This is a genomic window from Microcoleus sp. FACHB-68 (genome assembly GCF_014695715.1).
Taxonomy (GTDB): domain Bacteria; phylum Cyanobacteriota; class Cyanobacteriia; order Cyanobacteriales; family Oscillatoriaceae; genus FACHB-68.
In genome coordinates this window covers 361,040-381,490 of the sequence record NZ_JACJOT010000009.1, presented here as the reverse complement: position 1 = coordinate 381,490, position 20,451 = coordinate 361,040, and the positions used below count along the sequence as shown (strand labels likewise).

At 45.0% G+C, this 20,451-nt stretch carries 16 protein-coding genes; 7 read left to right on the top strand and 9 right to left on the bottom strand.

All coding sequences use genetic code 11. The features are described 5' to 3' along the window. The first annotated feature begins 82 nt into the window (after positions 1–82). Positions 83–1,918, top strand: a complete 1,836-nt coding sequence (locus tag H6F73_RS16975) for an APC family permease (protein ID WP_190759952.1) — start codon at positions 83–85, stop codon at positions 1,916–1,918. On the opposite strand, the gene H6F73_RS16970 is transcribed toward H6F73_RS16975, so the two are convergent. After that, positions 1,919–2,134 carry a hypothetical protein gene (locus tag H6F73_RS16970; RefSeq protein WP_190759951.1) on the bottom strand — a complete coding sequence of 72 codons (216 nt, stop codon included), beginning with the start codon at positions 2,132–2,134 and terminating at the stop codon, positions 1,919–1,921. Between the two features lie 20 nt (positions 2,135–2,154). Further along, positions 2,155–3,450 carry a chemotaxis protein gene (locus tag H6F73_RS16965; protein ID WP_190759950.1) on the bottom strand — a complete coding sequence of 432 codons (1,296 nt, stop codon included), beginning with the start codon at positions 3,448–3,450 and terminating at the stop codon, positions 2,155–2,157. Between the two features lie 232 nt (positions 3,451–3,682). On the opposite strand from H6F73_RS16965, the gene recJ reads away from it, so the two are divergent. Beyond that, on the top strand, positions 3,683–6,109 hold the full coding sequence (gene recJ, locus H6F73_RS16960; protein WP_190759949.1) for a single-stranded-DNA-specific exonuclease RecJ: 2,427 nt from the start codon (positions 3,683–3,685) through the stop codon (positions 6,107–6,109). A gap of 104 nt (positions 6,110–6,213) precedes the next feature. On the opposite strand, the gene H6F73_RS16955 is transcribed toward recJ, so the two are convergent. Beyond that, positions 6,214–6,741: a 2TM domain-containing protein gene (locus tag H6F73_RS16955; protein ID WP_190759948.1), complete on the bottom strand. Its 528-nt coding sequence runs from the start codon at positions 6,739–6,741 to the stop codon at positions 6,214–6,216. A 312-nt stretch (positions 6,742–7,053) separates the two neighbouring features. Between H6F73_RS16955 and H6F73_RS16950 the strand changes: the two genes are divergently transcribed. The 3 genes from H6F73_RS16950 (at position 7,054) to H6F73_RS16940 (ending at position 9,741) form a co-directional block, all read left to right on the top strand. Continuing rightward, positions 7,054–7,419 carry a hypothetical protein gene (locus tag H6F73_RS16950; RefSeq protein ID WP_190759947.1) on the top strand — a complete coding sequence of 122 codons (366 nt, stop codon included), beginning with the start codon at positions 7,054–7,056 and terminating at the stop codon, positions 7,417–7,419. Positions 7,420–7,543: 124 nt separating this feature from the next. Further along, entirely contained in the window at positions 7,544–8,500 is a 957-nt protein-coding gene (locus H6F73_RS16945; protein ID WP_347239557.1) for an SMP-30/gluconolactonase/LRE family protein, read from the top strand. A 257-nt stretch (positions 8,501–8,757) separates the two neighbouring features. Further along, a complete protein-coding gene (locus H6F73_RS16940) occupies positions 8,758–9,741 on the top strand; it encodes an aldo/keto reductase (protein WP_190759945.1) in 984 nt (327 codons plus the stop codon). A 208-nt stretch (positions 9,742–9,949) separates the two neighbouring features. Here the strand turns inward: H6F73_RS16940 and H6F73_RS16935 are convergent, their stop codons facing one another. The 6 genes from H6F73_RS16935 to H6F73_RS16915 form a co-directional block, all read right to left on the bottom strand. After that, complete coding sequence (locus H6F73_RS16935) at positions 9,950–10,309, bottom strand: hypothetical protein (protein ID WP_190759944.1); 360 nt, start codon at positions 10,307–10,309, stop codon at positions 9,950–9,952. Between the two features lie 633 nt (positions 10,310–10,942). Next, positions 10,943–12,259 (bottom strand): response regulator, encoded by a 1,317-nt coding sequence (locus tag H6F73_RS16930; RefSeq protein WP_190759943.1) that lies wholly within the window; start codon positions 12,257–12,259, stop codon positions 10,943–10,945. A gap of 829 nt (positions 12,260–13,088) precedes the next feature. Beyond that, positions 13,089–13,385: a hypothetical protein gene (locus H6F73_RS16925; RefSeq protein ID WP_190759942.1), complete on the bottom strand. Its 297-nt coding sequence runs from the start codon at positions 13,383–13,385 to the stop codon at positions 13,089–13,091. 12 nt (positions 13,386–13,397) lie between these two features. Then, positions 13,398–13,532, bottom strand: coding sequence for a hypothetical protein (locus H6F73_RS27055; RefSeq protein WP_277882621.1), 135 nt, complete (start codon positions 13,530–13,532; stop codon positions 13,398–13,400). 244 nt (positions 13,533–13,776) lie between these two features. Beyond that, positions 13,777–14,088, bottom strand: a complete 312-nt coding sequence (locus H6F73_RS16920) for a PDZ domain-containing protein (protein ID WP_190759941.1) — start codon at positions 14,086–14,088, stop codon at positions 13,777–13,779. A gap of 54 nt (positions 14,089–14,142) precedes the next feature. After that, a complete protein-coding gene (locus tag H6F73_RS16915) occupies positions 14,143–18,420 on the bottom strand; it encodes a caspase family protein (RefSeq protein ID WP_190759940.1) in 4,278 nt (1,425 codons plus the stop codon). Positions 18,421–18,478: 58 nt separating this feature from the next. Here H6F73_RS16915 and H6F73_RS16910 point away from each other — a divergent pair, with 58 nt between their 5' ends. Both H6F73_RS16910 and H6F73_RS16905 read left to right on the top strand, forming a co-directional pair. Then, positions 18,479–18,931 (top strand): hypothetical protein, encoded by a 453-nt coding sequence (locus tag H6F73_RS16910; protein WP_190759939.1) that lies wholly within the window; start codon positions 18,479–18,481, stop codon positions 18,929–18,931. A 20-nt stretch (positions 18,932–18,951) separates the two neighbouring features. Then, the gene (locus H6F73_RS16905; protein ID WP_190759938.1) at positions 18,952–20,412 is read left to right on the top strand and encodes a hypothetical protein; all 1,461 of its coding nucleotides are present in this window, start codon (positions 18,952–18,954) and stop codon (positions 20,410–20,412) included. Positions 20,413–20,451 lie beyond the last annotated feature (39 nt).

Sequence of the window (20,451 nt, the reverse complement as noted above, 5' to 3'; positions counted from 1 at the left end):
CGTCCTAAATAATAGACAATCCGTGATGGGCAAGGGGAGATATTATAGCGTACAGCCTATTGCTTAGAACGGTGCATTGTTTATGTCCTTCTACTTTCAACTCAAACGATGGTTAGTCGGCGATCCTTTACCGACGAGTGCTTCTGAGGAAGAACGCTTGAGTAACGCTGCCGGCTTGGCGGTGCTTGCCTCGGATGCGCTTTCCTCCGTGGCTTATGCGACTGAGGAGATTCTTTTGGTGCTGATCGCAGCTGGCAGTGCAGCGCTGACTTGGTCTTTGCCCATTGCCGGTGCGATCGTGCTGCTGCTTGTGGTAGTGGTGCTGTCCTACCAGCAAACGATTCGCGCCTATCCCAAAGGCGGTGGTTCTTACATCGTGGCGCGGGAAAATTTAGGACTGGTGCCAGGATTGATTGCCGCCGGCTCACTGATGATTGATTATATCTTGACGGTAACCGTCAGTATCTCTGCCGGCACGGCTGCCCTCACCTCAGCATTTCCTACGTTGAAACCTTACACAGAATTACTGTGTCTGATTTTCATTTTCTTACTAATGGTCGCCAATCTACGAGGTGTCAGGGCATCAGGCCAATTATTTGTAATTCCCACTTACACCTTTGTCGTCTCTATTGGATTACTCATTCTTGTAGGTTTGTTTAACCAATTTACGGGCCGAATTACGAATACCGAGACTGTCATTCAAGCAACGGAAGGCATTAGTTTATTTTTAGTTTTGCGAGCATTTTCAGCCGGCTGTGCCGCACTCACCGGCGTAGAAGCAATCTCAGATGGCATCTTAGCCTTTAAACCCCCAGAGTGGAAAAATGCCCGCATTACTTTGGGCTACATGGGCGTGCTTTTGGCATTCATGTTTCTAGGCATTACTTATCTTGCCCACGCTTATCATATTGTCCCGCACGAGGGAGAAACAGCGGTTTCTCTATTGAGTCGCGAGATTTTGGGCCGTGGGCCGCTATATTACTTCTTGCAAACTACAACGCTGCTGATCTTACTATTGGCAGCAAATACTAGCTTCGCTGACTTTCCTCGGTTATGTTATTTCCTCGCCCGTGATGGATTTTTACCTCGGCAATTAGCCCTTTTAGGCGATCGCTTGGTGTACTCTAATGGCATCATTTTACTGAGCGTTTGTGCCGGCATTTTAGTTCTAATTTTCAGAGGAAATACCAGCGCAATCATTCCCCTGTATGCAGTTGGCGTGTTCACGTCTTTTACCCTCTCACAAGCCGGCATGGTTGTTCACTGGTTTAAAGAGCGGTCTGCCGGTTGGCAATTCAGTGCTGTGATGAACAGTTTAGGCGCTTTAACAACGGCAGTTGTTCTCGGCGTGATTGTACTCACAAAGTTCCTTTTAGGCGCTTGGGTTGTGGTGGTGGCAATTCCAATCGTTATGGGCTTATTTTTAGCAATTCGGCGTCACTATGGATACGTGGCAAGGCGTCTGCGGTCGCGTCAGTTGCGGCCTATTCCTAACCCTAGACCGAAAGGTGCTATCGCTTTTAATCCAGCGATTGTGTTAGTAGGAAATGTACATCGCGGCTCGTTAGAAGCCTTGGAATATGCCTGTAGCATTGCTGATGAGATTGTGGCGATTCATGTTGATGTTGGGACGACACAGCGAGAGGAACTGTTGGAAGACTGGAAACTCCTACAAACTAATATTCCACTGATCATTTTGGATTCGCCTTACCGCAGTGCAATTTCGCCGATTGTCGAATTTGTCCATAAATTTGAAGATTGCCATCCAGACGTTTTTTCCACAGTGATTCTTCCCACATTTGTCCCCCGTAATTGGTGGGAGGAGCTTTTGCACAATCAAACAGCTTTTTTCTTAAGAGCAGCCTTGCGTGCTAACCGCAGCGGTGTGATTGTCTCTACCGTGCGATTTTATCTGTAATCAGCTAAGAAATCCAGGCGGCTTTGGGGTTGCCTGGATTTTGCCGGCAACGTGATGGGGATAAGCCGGTGATGAAAATACAGATTTGCTACCAAAGTTGAAATTGGGTTTAAAACCATAGATTTTACCGCAGCCTGCCGTCAGGTATACACGGGTAAAGTTGACGGTTGGATGCGATTGAACCGGGGTTTTTGTGAATTTTGCGAGAAGTTTCATCTAACAAAAGTTTTATTCGGTTACTGAAGTAACTTTTGACGATGCCGGCTCAAAACTCCGTCAATTTTTTGAATTAAGCGTAAAAGCTCCTGCTGTTTTACCACGTCTTCTATTTCGGTTAACGCTCCTTCGGCTTGCTCAATTTTTTGCATTAAAGACTGCGCTTCTGTTATTTCTTCAATGATGCCCTTTTCTGGAGTGGCTGAAGTAATATAAGAATTTGGATGTTTAACCAGTTCTTCTAATTCTGAAAGTGCCCCTTCTGCTCGTTCAATTTTTTGAACTAAGGATTTTGCCACAGTCGCACCTTGTCTCGCAGATTCGGTGAGTTCTTGAACCCGCCGTTTAAACCGATTCGCCAGTTGATCCACCTGACGTCCTGCATCAAATGTTTGAGTGACTAATTTGCCAATTTCAGAAGTTACCTTACTGAATTCATTAAATTGCCCGCCTGCGCGATTGGCGACAACCGCCGCCTGTACCGCCAAGTAACGGACTTGCTGGCTGACTTTGGAAATCTGTACAGAAGCCGTATTAACAGTTTCTAGCTCTTTTGCTAAGGCTCTGCCAATATCAACAATTTGATCGGTGTTGCGGCAAATCGCATTCACTCCTGTAAAGGTGGCATAAAAAGCATTTCTACCTTCGATAGAAAGCAGTTTGCCGATTTCAACAAATTGCTGATTGAGCTGGGCAATTTTTTTAGATTGTTTGATCAACTTGGATTGCTGAAAAGTTAACTTCTGATTTTGTTTTTGAATTTCCAACAAATTAAATTCTAATAATTGCGTATATCCTTTTCCTTTATCTTGTTCTCGCTGGAGCCTGGAAAGATATTCTAAATTTTCAATTTTTTGCAATCGGATAATCTCATTTGAAAGCGTTAACATTTGCGACAAGCCTAGCAGAAGCACCTGCATATCTAGTAAGCGATAACTTTTGTCATCACACAGCACTACAATCGGTTCATAAACTAAATCTTCAGAGCGATTGAGCGCAATTCGAGCAGCCTCATCAATTCCGCAAGTGTCATTGAGCTGTAGAGGGGGAGTTTTGACAGAATCTAACAGCACTTGAATCGGGCGCTGCATATAAAGATCAACGTTATAGGGTTGACTCATCCATTCTTGAAACTTGCGCCGAGAAATCATCCCCACCATCCGCAGGTTACTGGTAATGATGACGCCAGGGATATCCGGTTGATAGGCAAATGTTTTTGCGACAAGCTTCCCAGGTGTCGAGAGACTCACTAGAAAGTGGTGGGTGGGAAGGTGGCCGATGGTAGAATCGGGAGCGAGCTGACTTAGATCGATCATTCACCCTGATGCCCTTGATAATTGTTGATTGTAGATGATAAAAAGCTTAACCTAAATCATCATTTTCCAGTTTTGGGTGTAATCGAGCGAGGTTGATTTTCTCGTTTTAGGGTTGGAGTTTCCACCGGCAGCCTGAGTTACAGTCGCTTTCTTAGGGGTGATGCCGGCACCGGCAACCCAAACTCGCCACTAGCCACTATGATTGGCTAAATGTACTGGAATTAAAACTGCTGTGTTAGACGAACTAAGCCATCAGCCTCCTCGGAATAACCGGCTACCCAATCAGCGGTGGCAGATTTTCCCCCAAAAGCCAGAATTAGCGGCACAACTGGCAGCGGCAACCGGCTTATCCTCGGTACTGGCACAGGTGTTGATTGATCGAGGCATTGAGACGCCGGCGCAAGCACAAGCGTATTTAAACCCAGACTCCTTGCTGTTACCCTCCCCAGTCGATGAATTTCCCGACTTAGCAATGAGTGTGGAGTTGTTGCAAGAAGCGATCGCATCCCAACATAAAATCGCAATCTGCGGTGACTATGACGCCGATGGCATGACGAGCACCGCCTTATTAATTAGAGCATTGCGGTGGTTAGGCGCGAGCGTAGATTACGCCATTCCCAGCCGGATGCAAGAAGGTTACGGCATCAACCGGCGCATTGTTGAAGAATTTCACAGCGATGGCGTCCAGCTCATTTTAACCGTAGATAACGGCATTTCTGCTTACGATCCTGTAGATAGAGCGCGTCAGCTTGGCTTAAAAATTATTATCACCGATCACCACGACATCCCCGAAAAATTGCCGCCGGCAAATGCAATTTTGAATCCTAAACTGATTCGAGAAGATTCTCCCTATCGAGGTGTTGCCGGTGTTGGGGTTGCTTATATTCTCGCGATTACCCTTGCCCAAAAACTTGACAAAACTCACGGATTAATTCATCCCCTGCGAGAATTGATGACACTCGGCACGATTGCTGATTTAGCACCTTTAACCGGCGTCAACCGGCGGTGGGTAAAACTGGGATTGCGACAATTACCAAACTCGAAATTAGCCGGTGTGCAGGCATTAATTCAAGTTGCCGGTGTTTCTGCCAGGGGGAAGGGGGGAGAAAGTTCTCAAGCACCGATTAAAGATTCAAAAACTTTAAAACCTGAAGATATTGGGTTTCGTCTTGGCCCTAGAATTAATGCAGTGGGACGAATTGGCGATCCCCAAATTGTGATTGAATTGCTCACAACAGATGACATGGGGTTAGCACTTGAAAGAGCAATGCAGTGCGAGCAAATTAACGAGCGCCGGCAGCAACTTTGTGCCCAAATTGAACAAGAAGCGATTGCATATATTGAAAACAGCGATGTAGATTTACAGCAAGATCGTGTTTTAGTGGTTGTGCAACCAAACTGGCATCACGGCGTGATTGGGATTGTTGCCTCGCGGTTAGTGGAACGTTACGGAGTGCCGGTGTTTATCGGAACTTTTGAAAGCGAAGAACACATCCGAGGTTCAGCACGAAGTATTCCAGAATTTAATATATTTGAAGCGCTACAGTTTTGCGATGATTTATTAGGAAAATATGGCGGACATCGGGCAGCCGGCGGCTTTTCGATGGCAGCCGGCAATGTAGAAGCGCTGCGGGAACGTCTTAGTAAATTTGCTCACAAATGCCTAGATCCCGCACACCTGAAACCACTGGTGCAAATCGATACTCTTGTTAATTTGCATCAAATTAATTTAGACCTTTATCAGCAAATTGATGCCCTGCAACCCTGCGGTATTGACAATCGAGAACCTGTTTTTTGGACGCCAAATGTGCGCGTGGTTGAGCAAAAACCGATTGGCAAAGGACATATTAAAGTCACCCTTGTGCAAGAAGCCGATGCGTTAACTTGCCAGCCGCCGGCACGAATTAAAGCAGTTGCGTGGCGCTGGGGAGATTACTTTCCCTTGCCGACGCGAGTTGATGTCGCTTTTCAATTAAAAGAAAATAACTGGAATGGCAACTCGACTGTTGAATTAGAGTTAGCCGGTGTGCGACTTCCCGATAATAGTGGGGAAGAGAGTGGGAGAGTAAGAAAAATTCTTAAATCCCCTAATTCTAGCTATTCTAATAAACCAACACTTACCCTTCTTTACCCGAAAGCGCCGGCAATTCAAATTGTGCCCGAATGGGTGAAAGCTGACGATTTTAATCAATTATTGTCGCAATTGCACGGGAGAGTTTTGATTTATGGTGCCGGTAAGCCAGAGATGCCGGCAGATTTAGCCAATTGTGAAATTGAGTATGATCGTCCTCGGCATATTTGTGATGCTTTTATATTATGGACGCTGCCGCCTTCTGGGAGTCATTTGCAGTGGTTGTTAGCAATTGGAAAACCGCAGCAGGTTTATGTGTGCGATCAAGTGCCACAAATGCCTACCGCGCCAGAGTTAAAAGCACATTTACAAAATTACCTAAAAAACTTCCCAGACAAGCCGATAAACTTGCTGCAACTAAGTCAGCAATGGTGGGTTGCCCCTTGCACAGTGGTTGCCGGCTTACGAGAATTAGGCTATCCCTGCCCGGAATTTCCTCAGACTCTCTCCCTGGATAAGGAATTAGAAAGGTTGCATCGCTGGTATGTTTATCCCGCCCAGAAATTAGCCCAATTAAAATGGGCGTAAAGTTCTTGGAATTATTTGCGTTTATCTGCGGTTAAAAAATTAATATCTGCAAGAAGTCCCTTAAAACCGGCAACCTACAAATTTTAATTTTTCACCGGCAACTTCTAAAGGCTGGGCTTAAGCCATTTAGTCATTAACGTATTAAAGGACTGCCCCAATTGTTTCTTGACGCGCCACCGCTGGAAGGCTTGCTCATACTCTTCGCCTTCCGTTTGATAAGTTTTCCAACCTTGTAACGCCAATCCCAGCCCCCAAGCCAGTACAATGTAAAGCGACCACGAAAGTTCGTGACTTGAGACTAAATTCAATAGCACGAAAAAAGAGTTGACGATTGAAAATTTGACAAAATTTTGCTGCAATTTACTGTGCCGGTACGCATCAAATACTTGCCGACTTTGCAACTCTCCCTGCCGGTTATTCCACTCAATTTCTGCCGCTTGGAGATTTTCTGAGGAGATATTTAAATCATGGGCAATTTCCAATAGCTGTGCGCGAGACATTTCGCCGCCTTGTTCTTGGCGCGTCAATGCTAAATGGAGAATTTGCTGAACATCATCTTGACTATAAGCGCGGGTAATTGGGGCGGTAGTAGCCGGCTTATCGGGTTGTTTAAGATTATCAGAAAAAATCATGAGCTTTGCCTGGTTGAGAGTATACAGATGAGTTTGAGGGGAAGGGTACTATTTATATTTTGCCAAAGCTCTTTTTCTGCCGGCAGTGGGGATATCCGATCCGGTTCTTACGAATTGAGATTAGCGTCAGGAAACCTTAGCAATGCTGCTGTTTTCAGAAAATGGAACCATCCAACTATTTTGCAAATGAATAACATTTTTATGAGTTGCCTGTTGAGTTAGCCAGCAAACGTTGAGGCCGGTTGTGCTAGCCTAAAAGCATCAGGCGCTTAAGCAATCTAGATTTCCGTCTTGGGACTGAGGAAACAGACAATGAATTTAAGCATTGTTAACAACCGATTATACATCGAACTAGAGTGGTATGAGCAGCTATGGGCGTTTACGCTTAATAAAACCTTTGAGATACCGCTTGAGCATATTGAACAAGTAACTAATGAAGAACCTCTGAGTAATTGGGCAGAACTCCGCGCCCCCGGTACGTTTCTCCCAGGCGTGATCAAAGCCGGCACCTATTACACCAAACAGGGTAAAGAATTTTGGTATGTCACCAAAGATAAAAATTATTTAACTTTAGAATTAAACGATGAACCTTACAAACGCATAATTTTTACGCTGGATGATAACGAAGTTTGGCAGGAAAAAATTAATCAAGTTAGATTGGATACGAAATTGGGATAAATTAACAAATTAAGCCATGAATCAAACTTTTTACAAACAACTACCTTTTTTCAAGATTATATTTTCTGGCCTGTTGTTTACTCTGTTGACAACAGCGTCTTGCAAATCAGAAAGTTCCGGGGAAGTGTTAAGTAACTCAGAACAATTGCCTAATTCAGGAAAAGCGGAAAAAAACTTTGCAGTCAACATCGCACAAGCCGGAAGTCAGCCGAATCAAAAGAGTCTAGAAGCTATTAAAGATGAAAAAACTCAAGTAGAAAAAATCGCTGAAGGATTTGAATTTATCGAAGGGCCGGTTTGGCATCCCGAAGGCTTTTTACTCTTCAGTGATATAAACGGCGATACTATCTATCAATGGCAAGAAAATCAAAAAGCAAAAGTTTTTCGCCGGCCTTCTGGAAAAGCCAATGGCAACACCCTAGATCGGGAGGGACGTTTAATTACGGCTGAACACAGTAACCGTCGCGTCTCACGCACTGAAACAGACGGAAAAATTGTAACTCTAGCTGATAAATACGAAGGCAAATCGTTGAACAGCCCGAATGATCTGGCCGTCAAATCAGATGGCAGCATTTACTTTACAGATCCCCCTTATGGCATCAAAAAAGAGCAAGAAGAATTAGGGTTTTATGGAGTTTATCGGCTTGCCCCAGATGGTAAATTAACCCTGCTCGTTAAAGATTTCATGCGTCCAAACGGAATCACCTTTTCCCCAAACGAGAACAAACTTTATATCAACGATTCCCAAGAAAGTCACATTCGAGTTTTTGATGTAAATTCCGATGGAACCTTAACAAATGGACGCATCTTTGCAGAACTGAAAGATCCGAATAAAAAAGGCGTTCCAGACGGAATGAAAACAGATATTCAGGGTAATATTTATAGCACCGGCTCTGGAGGCGTTTCGGTATTCTCGCCGGCAGGTAATCTCCTAGGCACAATAGAAGTCCCAGAAGCGACTACAAACCTAGCCTGGGGAGACAGCGACGGCAAAACACTGTATATCACAGCAGGGAAAAGCCTTTACCGCATCCGCCTAAAAATTGCCGGGATGCGCCCTAATTTCAGAACAAATAACTAATCCCAATTAACCTACTAACCAGCTAACCGCTGACAAAAATCTTAATCCTCACAATCACTTCCCTCAAACTCTCAACCTTATCCGCGTTTATCCCCATATACCAAACGACAAACTATCGCCAACATCTGCGTGCATCTGCGTGCATCTGCGGTTAAAAAAATCCCAATCCAAAACCCATACAACTAAAGATAGATGCCCAAATCAAACCCTTCGTGCTAACCTGCCAAGTAAAGCATTTTTTTGCTGAGCAAGTGAGCATGAAACGCAAAACAACGCGACGCAAATTCTTAGTCACAAGTGTTGCAGCAGCCGGCACAGTTGTAGGATGCAGTGCATTAGCGCGGAACCAAACCAGCACATCTGCACCCTCAAGCATTGCTATGACACCCGCATCCATGCCAGAAAGAGTGTTAGGCAAAACCGGCATTAGCCTCCCCATTTTTGGCTTAGGATGTGCCGGCCAAACACCGCTTTCTAAAGAAGGACAAGAGGCAGCAGCAGTCGCAATTCTTGAACGCGCACTTGAACTCGGTATTCGCTATTTTGACACAGCAGCAGAGTACGGCCCAAGTGAAGATTATTTAGGAAAAGTGCTGCCGGCATATCGAGATAAAATCTATCTGGCAAGCAAAACTCATGCACGAGATCGGGATGGCGCGTGGCGACATTTAGAGCGATCGCTGAAGCGTTTAAAAACCGATCATTTAGATGCTTGGCAATTGCATCACGTCTCCTTACCGGGAGAAATTGAGCAAATTTTCAGCAAAACCGGCGCAATTAAAGCAGTCGAAGAAGCAAAAGCACAAAAATTAATTCGCTTTGCCGGCATCAGCGGCCACCACGAACCCGATATCATTGCTGAAGGGTTGCGCCGGTATCCCTTTGACACCACCCTAATTTGCGTCAATGCAGCCGATACACATCACCCGCGTCCATTTATACCCACAGTGATGCCGGTGGCGCGTGAGAAAAATGTTGGCGTCATTGCTATGAAAGTGCCGGCTTACGGACGGTTATTTAAAAATAATGTCTTAGATGGGATGCAGCAAGCGATGGGGTATAGCCTCTCGGTTGCCGGCGTACATTGTTGCGTGATAGCCGCTGAGACTGTTGAACAATTGGAATCTAATGTGAAAGTGGCGCAAGCGTTTAAGCCATTAAGTGAGGCAGAAATGACAGCCATTGAACAACGTACTGCAATTGCATGGCAAGAGAATACTTTTTTTAGAGCTTGGACTTAAATTAAAACTGCCATTTCTAACCCGATGAAATTACACTTTTCCGAAATAAATCTGAAAGTGTGCCTCAGGAAATGAGCATTTAACTTGCCATTTATGTGATCCACAAAAGTTTTTTATTCTTCTCTCCATCTCCCTTGCTGCGGGCGCACACGCTCTTTCGCCCCTACGGTTCCCTCATGACAAGGGTGCAAATTTAATGTTTATCAGCTTACTTTGAGGCGACCGATGTCTGAGAGAGTTGCTCAATCCAATTTTTAGCCATCGCTTTTGAAAGTGAGTTCGTTAACCCTGGGTTAGCCAGCTCATAAATGATTTCGCCTAGTAGATCCTCACAGCTTGGATCGTAACCGATATCCTCACGGCTTTCTATCGCATTGGCCCAATCTTCCACTTCTGTCGCTGAAAGTTTATCGGATACATATCGCTTTAAAACCCCTGCAATATGTTGACGCTTCAGGATGAGTAATTCGCTTTTGCTCACCCGGCCAAAGGCGCTTAAAAGCGATAAAATTTCGCTTAAGGGTTGGTTAAATTGAAACAGTGAATCTAACAGTTCTATTCTTTTCATGCAAACTTCTGCTTAATGCATACAATATTACCATTTAAATACAAGCATAAGTGATTTTTGTGCATTTAGTTGTGCCGGCTGCATTGGCTTGTGGTTTAAGCGGGGGTAAGGCTGCGCCAACCGTTAGCTAGAGGCAAGGCTGCGTCAACCTTTAGGTAGGGGCAAGGGGGAAAACAATATTGGTTTTAATTTCGCAACCCTACTGATGAGTTCCTTTTTAGTTGACAGTCCATAATTATCAGATAGCTCAAAATGAGGCGAATTTAGGGGAAAACTTCCCCTAGCGCCTTAATCTGGGGGGCTAGAAGATATACGGTAAAAGGATTCTAGAAAATATGGGAAATACATCGTACTAGCAAGTAGCCGGTGAAAATCAGATACAAGTAATTTTAATCTGAGTTCAATCGAGAAATCTTGGCAGTTTCCGCCACCGGCTTGCTTGTGTCAAGTGCCGGTTAAGTCAGATTACTTAAGAGTTTGGTAGAATTGGACACGGATATTTTTTGAAATTAAGTGTATTGAAACAAAAGCCGGCTTATTATCCTTTTTTCTTTGAGTTTGTCTAGTTGCGTTCCTCTAGGTTTTAGCCGGCACTATGACTTGCCAGCTTTAAAGAAGAATTAAAAGGCTATCTTAGGCAATGGGAATTTTCATAATAAACTCCGTACCTTTTCCCTGTTCAGAATTTACGTCGATGGTTCCTCCGTGCTTTTGCACAATAATTTGATGAACGATTGCCAATCCCAAACCCGTTCCTTTTCCCACGGGTTTAGTCGTGAATAGAGGGTCAAAGATGCGTTGCTTAACCTCTTCCGTCATCCCCATTCCATTATCTGCAATCCGGATTACAATCTGCTGTTCATCCTTCATTTCAGTTGTAACGGCGATCACATTGGGATTCGTTTTTAGCGCTTCATAGCTACGTCCTCGACTTGCTTCTTCCAATGCGTCAATCGCATTTGCTAAAATATTCATAAATACCTGATTGAGTTGCCCTAAATAACACTCAATTTTAGGAAGTTCCCCATAATTTTTTATAATTTGAATCGCCGGATGCTGCGCTTGAGCCTTCAAGCGATGCTGCAAAATCATTAAGGTACTGTCAAGTCCTTCATGGATATTCACTGAGATTTTGAAATCTACATCAGCCCGTGAAAACGTTCTTAATGAGGTGCTAATATCACAAATTCGCTGGATTCCAGCTTTCATAGATAAAAACATTTTAGGTAAATCTTCTAAAACATATTCTAAATCAATCTCTTCAGCTTTTTGTTCAATTTCTGGGCCTGGGTTAGGGAACTTAGCTTGAAAAAGACGAATATAATCAAGTGCATCCTCAACAGCAACCCTAGCTTGATCTAGATTGCCGGTGATACACCCAACAGGGTTATTAATTTCATGAGCGATGCCGGCAACTAATTGACCGATTGTAGAGAGCTTTTCATTTTGAATTAACTGCAACTGTGTTCTTTTTAATTCGTTTAACGTCTCAGTTAATTCAGCCGTGCGTTTTTGAACTAATTCCTCCAGTTGGTGTTTCTGTTGTTCAAGTTCTAAGCTTAAGCGGCGAATTTTTAAGTGAGTTTGAATCCGTGCCAGTGCTTCTTCTTTGCGAAACGGTTTTATAATATAGTCCACCGCACCTAACTGCAATCCCTTCACTTTGTCACCTGGATCGGCTAGCCCTGTCATGAAAATCACCGGAATGTTTTTTGTCAAGGGGTCAGCTTGCAACTGCCGGCAAGTTTCAAAGCCATCCATTCCAGGCATCATTACATCCAGCAAAATCAAATCAGGCGGATAGCTTTTGGCTTGTTCAAGTCCCGTTAAACCATCCATTTCTACCATAACTTTATACCCTGCCGACTCCAAAGTGCTCTGTAAGATTTCTAGATTAGTCGGACTATCATCAATGACTAAAATAATTTCATGGTTGTGACTAGATAACATTGAATAATGGCTCCTGTCTCGAATTATAGTGCGCTTGTAGATGTGAAATTACCCCACCTTCTTTGAAGAAATTGGCGATTTTTTTGAAGGTTAAATTCCTTTACTAATAAACTCTATTTATTGAGAAACAACTGAGAGCTTTCATCAAGTTGGGCAAGACGTTTCCGTTTTGTTTGGACGCCTTTGATATATCCTCGCCTGACACATTCTAGGAGAGGCGACTGTTCAGCTAGAAAGGACACTGATCGGACTGCCGGCATGGCCATCGCCGGTAGGGCCGGTGTTGCTTCCCCATAGATCCAGTTTAATTGCAGATGCTTTGCAAAGTGGTGATATAAATCCTCTACTTTTATGAGGCAAGTACCGGCATCTCCTTCACTCTCGCTGACTTCCCCTAACGCGCGAGAAAGTCCCAGCTGTTATTAATCGATTTTCCCACCGATTGCCGGCATTTCTCTATACACCATTTCTCACTTATCTATAATTTATCTACTCAATATAATGTAGAGTTCCTGACCTAAACCTTTGAATAATATTCAAGCTCAAGCAATTCACACATCCTATACTTCATTTTAAAGCTTGACTACAACAAGCCGGCACCCTAAACTCTACCAGTTGCCGGCGAGAACCAAAACGCGACCGCACCCCAGGCCCAAAATAGAATTTACGGATATACAAAACATTACAAATCTGTGTTCAGCCGTGCATCCCTGTTTAAAGTCCGAGTGGGGTTTCTTCTTCATCGGATGCCGATTTTCTGGGCTTTATACACGCTTCGCTATCCATTTTGATCGCTTAGTTTGTCGTAAAAATAACGGTCAGCAAATCACTATTTAAAAGCAACTTCTAGCAGCCCATTAGACCAAAGGTGAAACCGCCAATAGTGAGAAAGCCGGTTGTCAACAATCTCAAACAAAGGCGCGGCGTGTTCCTGGGGATAATACATATAATGATCATCGCAGATATAGTACCAGACAGCGCCACCGGCTTCATGGAGTGCATAAACCACATATTCTTTACCAACTGTTAAGCGAAAGACGGTTTCTTTGCTTCGATTCACTCTTGAGTCAAGGTAAATTTCAGGTAAGGCTGCCCCGCTATTTGTAATGCAGCGAATCTTCATCATAATAGATTAACCTCACTGATTTTTATACGTCGTTTTTGGATATTGACGTTTGAATTTAAACTCTACGCTTTGATGGGACTGCCGGTTGTGAAACCAGTGGACTTGTATAGAGGCTCCCTCAATGATTACGCCTTGAGTCGTAGACATTTTAACCCAATTCTCCGGATGAATCAGAGATTTGCAATTAACAAAAACAGTATCGCAAAATCAAATGTTGTATTAGTCAGTTTTAACTGACTTTTGCTATTAGCGAGGGACTTAAGTCCCTCGCGGGCTGAGCGCTTAACCGATGACCCGCCTGGGATTCAAATCCTAGGCTAATAGCGAAAGTCATCTTCAGAGGACTGATACCAAATCCTGTTTTGATACGCGATTGATGATTTTTGCAGGATTACGGCTTAGAGAAATCCGGCAGCCTTCCAACTCGCACCGCAAGATTCAGCATTTGACCGTTGCGATTTAATTCGATTTGCAATGTGCTACCAACAAAGCTATTTTGAATGATCTTTAGCAGGGTTTCTTGTTTCAGAAGAGGCTGATTATTTATCTTCAAAATGATATCTCCGGCCCGCAGTCCTGCTAAAGCTGTCGGCGAATCAGCACCAACACTGGAAATTAAAACACCTTGGCCGGTTGTGATGCGAATGCCACTCTTTGAATCTTGGTTAATCTCTTGTTGACGTGCCGGTGTCAGCGTCAGCATTTTTAGACCCAAGTAGGGACGTTTTGCGGTTTCAATTTCCTGGGGAGTGGCAAATCAATCGGGTGCAGAAGTGGTATTTTTATTTTGATCTTCTTTAGACCAAACGTATTTTTCACAAGTTGCTTTTGCTCCCTTCGCTTCCTCTGTTTCAGGGTTTTGCAAAACAGGGTGATCGCGCAGCCGGTTGCACGCTATTGGCAGCAAAGCTTGCCAGCCAACTGGCCACAACCGCATTGTGCCGTACTGACTGCCGGAGACGATGGATTCTCCATCCGGGCTAAAGGCGACGGAAAAGACCGACTCCACATGCCCGACAAAGGGGGTGCCAATTGCTTCGCCTTTGCGGTTCCACAACCGCACTGTGTCGTCCAAACTGCCGGAGACGATGTATTCTCCATCCGGGCTAAAGGCGACTGAATTGACCGGATTCTGATGCCCGACAAAGGGAGTGCCAATCGCTTCACCTTTGCGGTTCCACAATCGCACTGTGTTGTCAGAACTGCCGGAGACGATGTATTCTCCATCCGGGCTAAAGGCGACTGAAGCGACCTCACTCTGATGCCCGACAAAGGGAGTGCCAATGGGTTCACCTTTGCGGTTCCACAACCTCACTGTTTTGTCCCAATTGCCGGAGACGATAAATTCTCCATCCGGGCTAAAGGCGACTGACCGAACCGGACTCTGATGCCCAACAAAGGGGGTGCCAATTGTTTCGCCTTTGCGGTTCCACAACCTCACTGTTTTGTCTTCACTGCCAGAGACGATGTATTCTCCATCCGGGCTAAAGGCGACTGAATTGACCGGACTCTGATGCCCGACAAAGGGGGTGCCAATTGCTTGGCCTTTGCGGTTCCACAATCGCACTGTGTTGTCAGAACTGCCGGAGACGATGTATTCTCCATCCGGGCTAAAGGCGACTGAAGTGACCGAATCCTGATGCCCAATAAAGGGGGTGCCAATCGCTTGGCCTTTGCGGTTCCACAATCGCACTGTTTTGTCTTGACTGCCGGAGACGATGTATTCTCCATCTGGGCTAAAGGCGACTGAAGTGACCGGATTCTGATGCCCGACAAAGGAAGTACCAATCGCTTGGCCTTTGCGGTTCCACAATCGCACTGTTTCGTCCAAACTGCCGGAGACGATGGATTCTCCATCCGGGCTAAAGGCGACTGAAGTGACCGGATTCTGATGCCCGACAAAGGGAGTGCCAATTGCTTGGCCTTTGCGGTTCCACAATCGCACTGTGTTGTCAAAACTGCCGGAGACGATGTATTCTCCATCCGGGCTAAAGGCGACTGAAGTAACCAGACTCTGATGCCCGACAAAGGGAGTGCCAATGGGTTCACCTTTGCGGTTCCACAACCTCACTGTTTTGTCCAAACTGCCGGAGACGATGGATTCTCCATCCGGGCTAAAGGCGACGGAAAAGACCTCAAATTGATGCCCGACAAAGGGGGTGCCAATTGCTTGGCCTTTGCGGTTCCACAATCGCACTGTGTTGTCAGAACTGCCAGAGACGATAAATTCTCCATCCGGGCTAAAGGCGACTGAAGTGACCGAATCCTGATGCCCAATAAAGGGGGTGCCAATCGCTTGGCCTTTGCGGTTCCACAATCGCACTGTTTTGTCTTGACTGCCGGAGACGATGTATTCTCCATCTGGGCTAAAGGCGACTGAAGTGACCCCACCCCGATGCCCGACAAAGGAAGTACCAATCGCTTGGCCTTTGCGGTTCCACAATCGCACTGTTTCGTCGTCACTGCCAGAGACGATAAATTCTCCATCCGGGCTAAAGGCGACTGAAGCGACCCTACTCTGATGCCCGACAAAGGGAGTGCCAATCGCTTCACCTTTGCGGTTCCACAATCGCACTGTTTCGTCTTGACTGCCGGAGACGATGGATTCTCCATCCGGGCTAAAGGCGACTGAAGTGACCGCAATCTGATGCCCTTGGAAGCGATTTTGTTCGGCGGGGATTTGAATCCCTGCCAGCAAACTCGACTGAACGGGTGAGAGTACGTGCTGCAATTTCGCTTGACTATCACCCGTTGCCTGAATTGCCAGCACCAGCGATTCCACCGGCTGCACAGACCGCAGTTTATCCGAACGGGCAGCTTTTTCCCGCAGGGTGGCAATCGTGGCTTGCTTGACCGCTTCCTGCCGTTGAATATTGGCAAAAAACGCAACGCCACTCACCACGAATAAAGCCGCCATCGCCCCTGCCGTCGTTCTCCTCGCCCTTCTCAATTCTCGCCGCCGGCTTTCTTCTGCTTCTTTGGCAAGGCGATCGCGTTCTGCTTGACTTGCTTGGATAAACGCTGAAGCCAGATTCAACAAAGGCACGGTATCCGCGTATGTTTGCAGAAAACTTTCCGCCTCCGCCAACTTTACACCCCGCAGCAACAAATCTGCCGGCTTCCCTCTCGCTTCCCACTCTTTCGCTGCTTCCTCAATCGGTCGAATTTTAATCGATGCTTCTCGGTTTTTCTCCACCCAATCGCGCAACACCGACCAATTGCGAATTAGCGTCTCGTGAATAAACTGCACTCCCCCATTTTCCAGGGGAATCACTAACTTTTCCTTTTCCAACTTTTCCAGTACCGGCTCTGCTAGCGAGTCCAAGGCAATTAATTCTGTTTTAGGTACTTGCCGGCGGGTGTCGAAAGCACTCTCAGCAGCGATATGCGTTAGCTGCAAAAACATCCGCTTGGCAACTTCCCGTTCGGGTTCAGAAAGCTGGGTTTCAAAAAAATGATTGGCTCGTTTTTCCAGCGCCCCCGCTACACCTCCTAGGCTGTCATAGGTTGTGCGCCGCAATAAATTTAAAGTCTCCTGCTGTTTCCAGTGTTGCCACAATTCTGTGAGGGCATACTCCAACAGGGGTAAATTTCCCTGCAAGTTCTGCACATCCTTGATGATTTGGGTGACTAAGCCAGATTCGATTCCCAAATTCACTCGATCTGCCGGCTTCTGAATCGCCTCTGCTAATTCCTGAGTCGTCATTTCCTTGACAAAGATTTGATTCTCAGCATTTTTGGCGGCGAAGCGCGAAGAAACCTCAGCCCACTTCCCTGAAAAGTCATAGCGCATAACCAAAACCAACCGAAGTTTATTGCCGGTTTGTTCGACTGCATCGAGCAGACAATTGATAAACTGCTGCTGTTGAGCAACATCTTCACATTGAGTCAACAATTCCTCAAATTGATCGACCACCAGCAGCACTCGCGGCGCTGGACTTGCCAAAATTAAATTCTTTAATTGTTCAGCTTTTGTTCCGACTAGGGTTTCTAAATTTTGAATCGGATTTTTACCCGGTGTAAACGGCTCATAAATGTGCCATTTATCAGTATTCGGATAGCCTGACTCCCCAGTTTTGAGCCGATGCAGTAGGCCGGCTCTAACAACGGAGGATTTACCACTGCCAGAGACTCCTGAAATTGAAAGAAAACTACTGGTATAAACAGCTTCAAGTAATTGAGTCGTCAGATTTTCCCGTCCATAAAAATATTTGGCATCTTTCTGCGTAAAATATTCCAACCCTTTGTAAGGACATACGGCTAAAACTCTCTGACCAGAAGGACGCTGGATCGTCGGAGGAATGATCAAAATCTCATCCTCATTCAAGGAAAGAGGCTGCTGCGATTGCCCTTTCAAGCTTTGAATCGCAGCGGTGAGGGTATAATTTGTTACCTGTCCTTCAGTTTCTCGCAGCCGATCTAGTTCGCGGAGTAATGTGCCGGTGAAAACACCGTGATTGCCCCTCACTTCTCCAAAGGCATTTTGGTCAGACAGGCAAGCTGCAAGGAAGCACCGAGAACGCCCTTTATCCAAATTACCCGGATCGGCTTTTTTCAGAGCTTTTTCATTGAGTTTTAGAACCGTTTTCTGATCAGTCAAGCACCCACTATGGCAGCAATCTAGCCAGACAATCTGCTGCCGCGCAGCAAGAGGGTCTTGTAATATGTCCTGCAACCATGCAAGCTCGACACCCCAGGCTGAATCACCGTCACTATCACTCGCTGCTAAAAAGCCATATGGATGGCTGTAGCTGGGGTTTAGCAAACCGTGGCCGGCGAAAAATAGCAATGCTGTCTCTGGTGGGGTTCCCGATGCCGGTTTGAACAAATTTTGGATCGCGTCTCTCAGTTCATTTGCCTTCACTTCCCTGTCTGGATCGATCTTCCCATTCTTTTCTGGCAGTCGTATAATGGTGTCAAAATGACCATACAGGGTTAGCTTTTGAGCGATTGCTTCCGCATCGTTTTCCGGTTTTTCGAGGTTTCCTAAATAGGTATATTGATTAATTCCCACCACCAAAGCGTGTCGGCTCATAACTTGGCAACTGCTAGAATTGAAGTATAAACGTAGTATAAATCACGCAACTGGTTTTATGGTGACACCGGCTCTTAACACCCAGCTAGCCCTGATGCTAGCGTTACAAAACTTAGAACTTCCCCTCAGTCCCGAAGAAGAAGAAGCCTTGAAGAAAGCCGGTCAAAAATGGGCTAGGCACCCGAAACGATGGGAGTCGATTGTGCAAGAATTGATGCCGGCAATTGAGGCGAACGCAAGCTTAAAATACCTGTATCAAACAGCCAAAAATCAGCTCGATGCCTTGGGAGACATCCCACCCGAACTTCTGCCAACCAAAGAAGAACTGAAACAAGAATTACCTGCCGATGAAAAGCGCGAACAGCGAGGCCCAAAGCCCACAGGAAGAGGTAACTCTCAAAATAATGAACGGCTCAACGATCTCGTTCCTTATATTTTGAAAAACCCGGAATCGGCTAATAAATTAAGCTTTTTAGAACGAATTAGCCAGTTCCTAGAGAAATTACATTAATATAATATTTCAACTCCCTTATGACCTATCTCATTTATCCAACGCTCGATTTATACACTTATGACTTGCGAGATGGGTTGGGACAAGATCCGGGTAAGGAAATTGCAGCGAATAAAAAACATTTCGCTAAAAAACTGCCGACAACCATTACTTATTCAATTCTTGAGAATGACAGCCAATTTGAAGCTGAATATGTCGAACTTTTAGGAGAAAATAAAACTGAAGATATTCTTCAGGATACCCCACTCCCGGACTTTGAGGGATATTACTATCCCGTGCGTCTCAGTGACACTTACGGGCTATTACTCGACTGTTCGCTAAAATATGAAACGTTCCGCTATCCAGTTGAATGCCTAGAAATTCTTAAAGACACCATTGATGAGCAGCTAAAGAAAGAAGTTGCAACGCTCGGTCAAACTTGGATGATTTTCAGTGAATTGCCGGCAGATGAAAAGTTTTACCCGGCTCAACCTATTGAAGATGTTGCCCAAAAATGTTATCAAGCCTTAATACCCGGTGCTGATTGGAAAAGCAACCTACAAGGAACGGGTGATTTTCTTGGAGGAGCTATTTTTGAACTGTGGCGTTATCGTTTGAATATTTCAGAAGGCGCTTCTACAAATATTTTGTCAGAAAGCTGCATAAAAGACAATCATCATGTGATTATTATTCTCTATCCTGATAGAGCATCTTTAGATAAATCGGCTGATTTTATTGAAGATTGGATGCACTTGTTCTGCTATCGGCATAAAATTATGTACGCTTACAATCAAAGCCGGTTGCTAAAACACACCCTTAAAAATGATTTTATCGAAATCCAGAAATACGTCCAGCAATTTCATAGTAAGAGTCATTTTTATAAATATTCTCTAGAGAAAATTCAGAAAAACTTAGAAGAAGCACAGGATCTTTTTTCGAGATATGGAATTAACTTAACTTACCTGAATTATCAAGCAAGCACGATTGAAGTTAACTTGCAGAACTATGGAAGCCGGCTTGTGAAGATGCAGGAAAAGCTAGAAACAGAAAAGATGCCGGCGGACTTAAAATTGTTGGAAAAATTTTGCCGTTCTGCTCAAGAGAAATACCTCGGACAAGTGCAAAAAGATTCTGAAAATCTCACAGCAGGATTAAAACTTCTAGAAACGGCAGTTAACTTGATTCGCACTGAAGTTGAAGTTGAGCGATCAACCCGTGATCGCAGCTTTCAAGAGGTCGTCGGAATTTATGGGGTTGCCTTTGCTGCCGGCTCAATGGTTGCCGGTATTTCCAGTCAATTTACAACCCCTCCAAGCCAAAAAAGTATTGAAATGGCTCGTGAACTACCAGGCAGTGATTTTCTCTCCAAACCCGGTATTACTGACAAATGGCTACCACTGCGTATCTCCGTAATCTACAGCTTGACAGTATGGCTCTTCTTTGTCCTTTTATTTATGTTCATAATTATTCCATGTTGGCAGAGGTTAAATCGCCGGCGCTAAGCTAAAAAGAAATCCTAATCCAGCCTAGGCTGCGTGTAT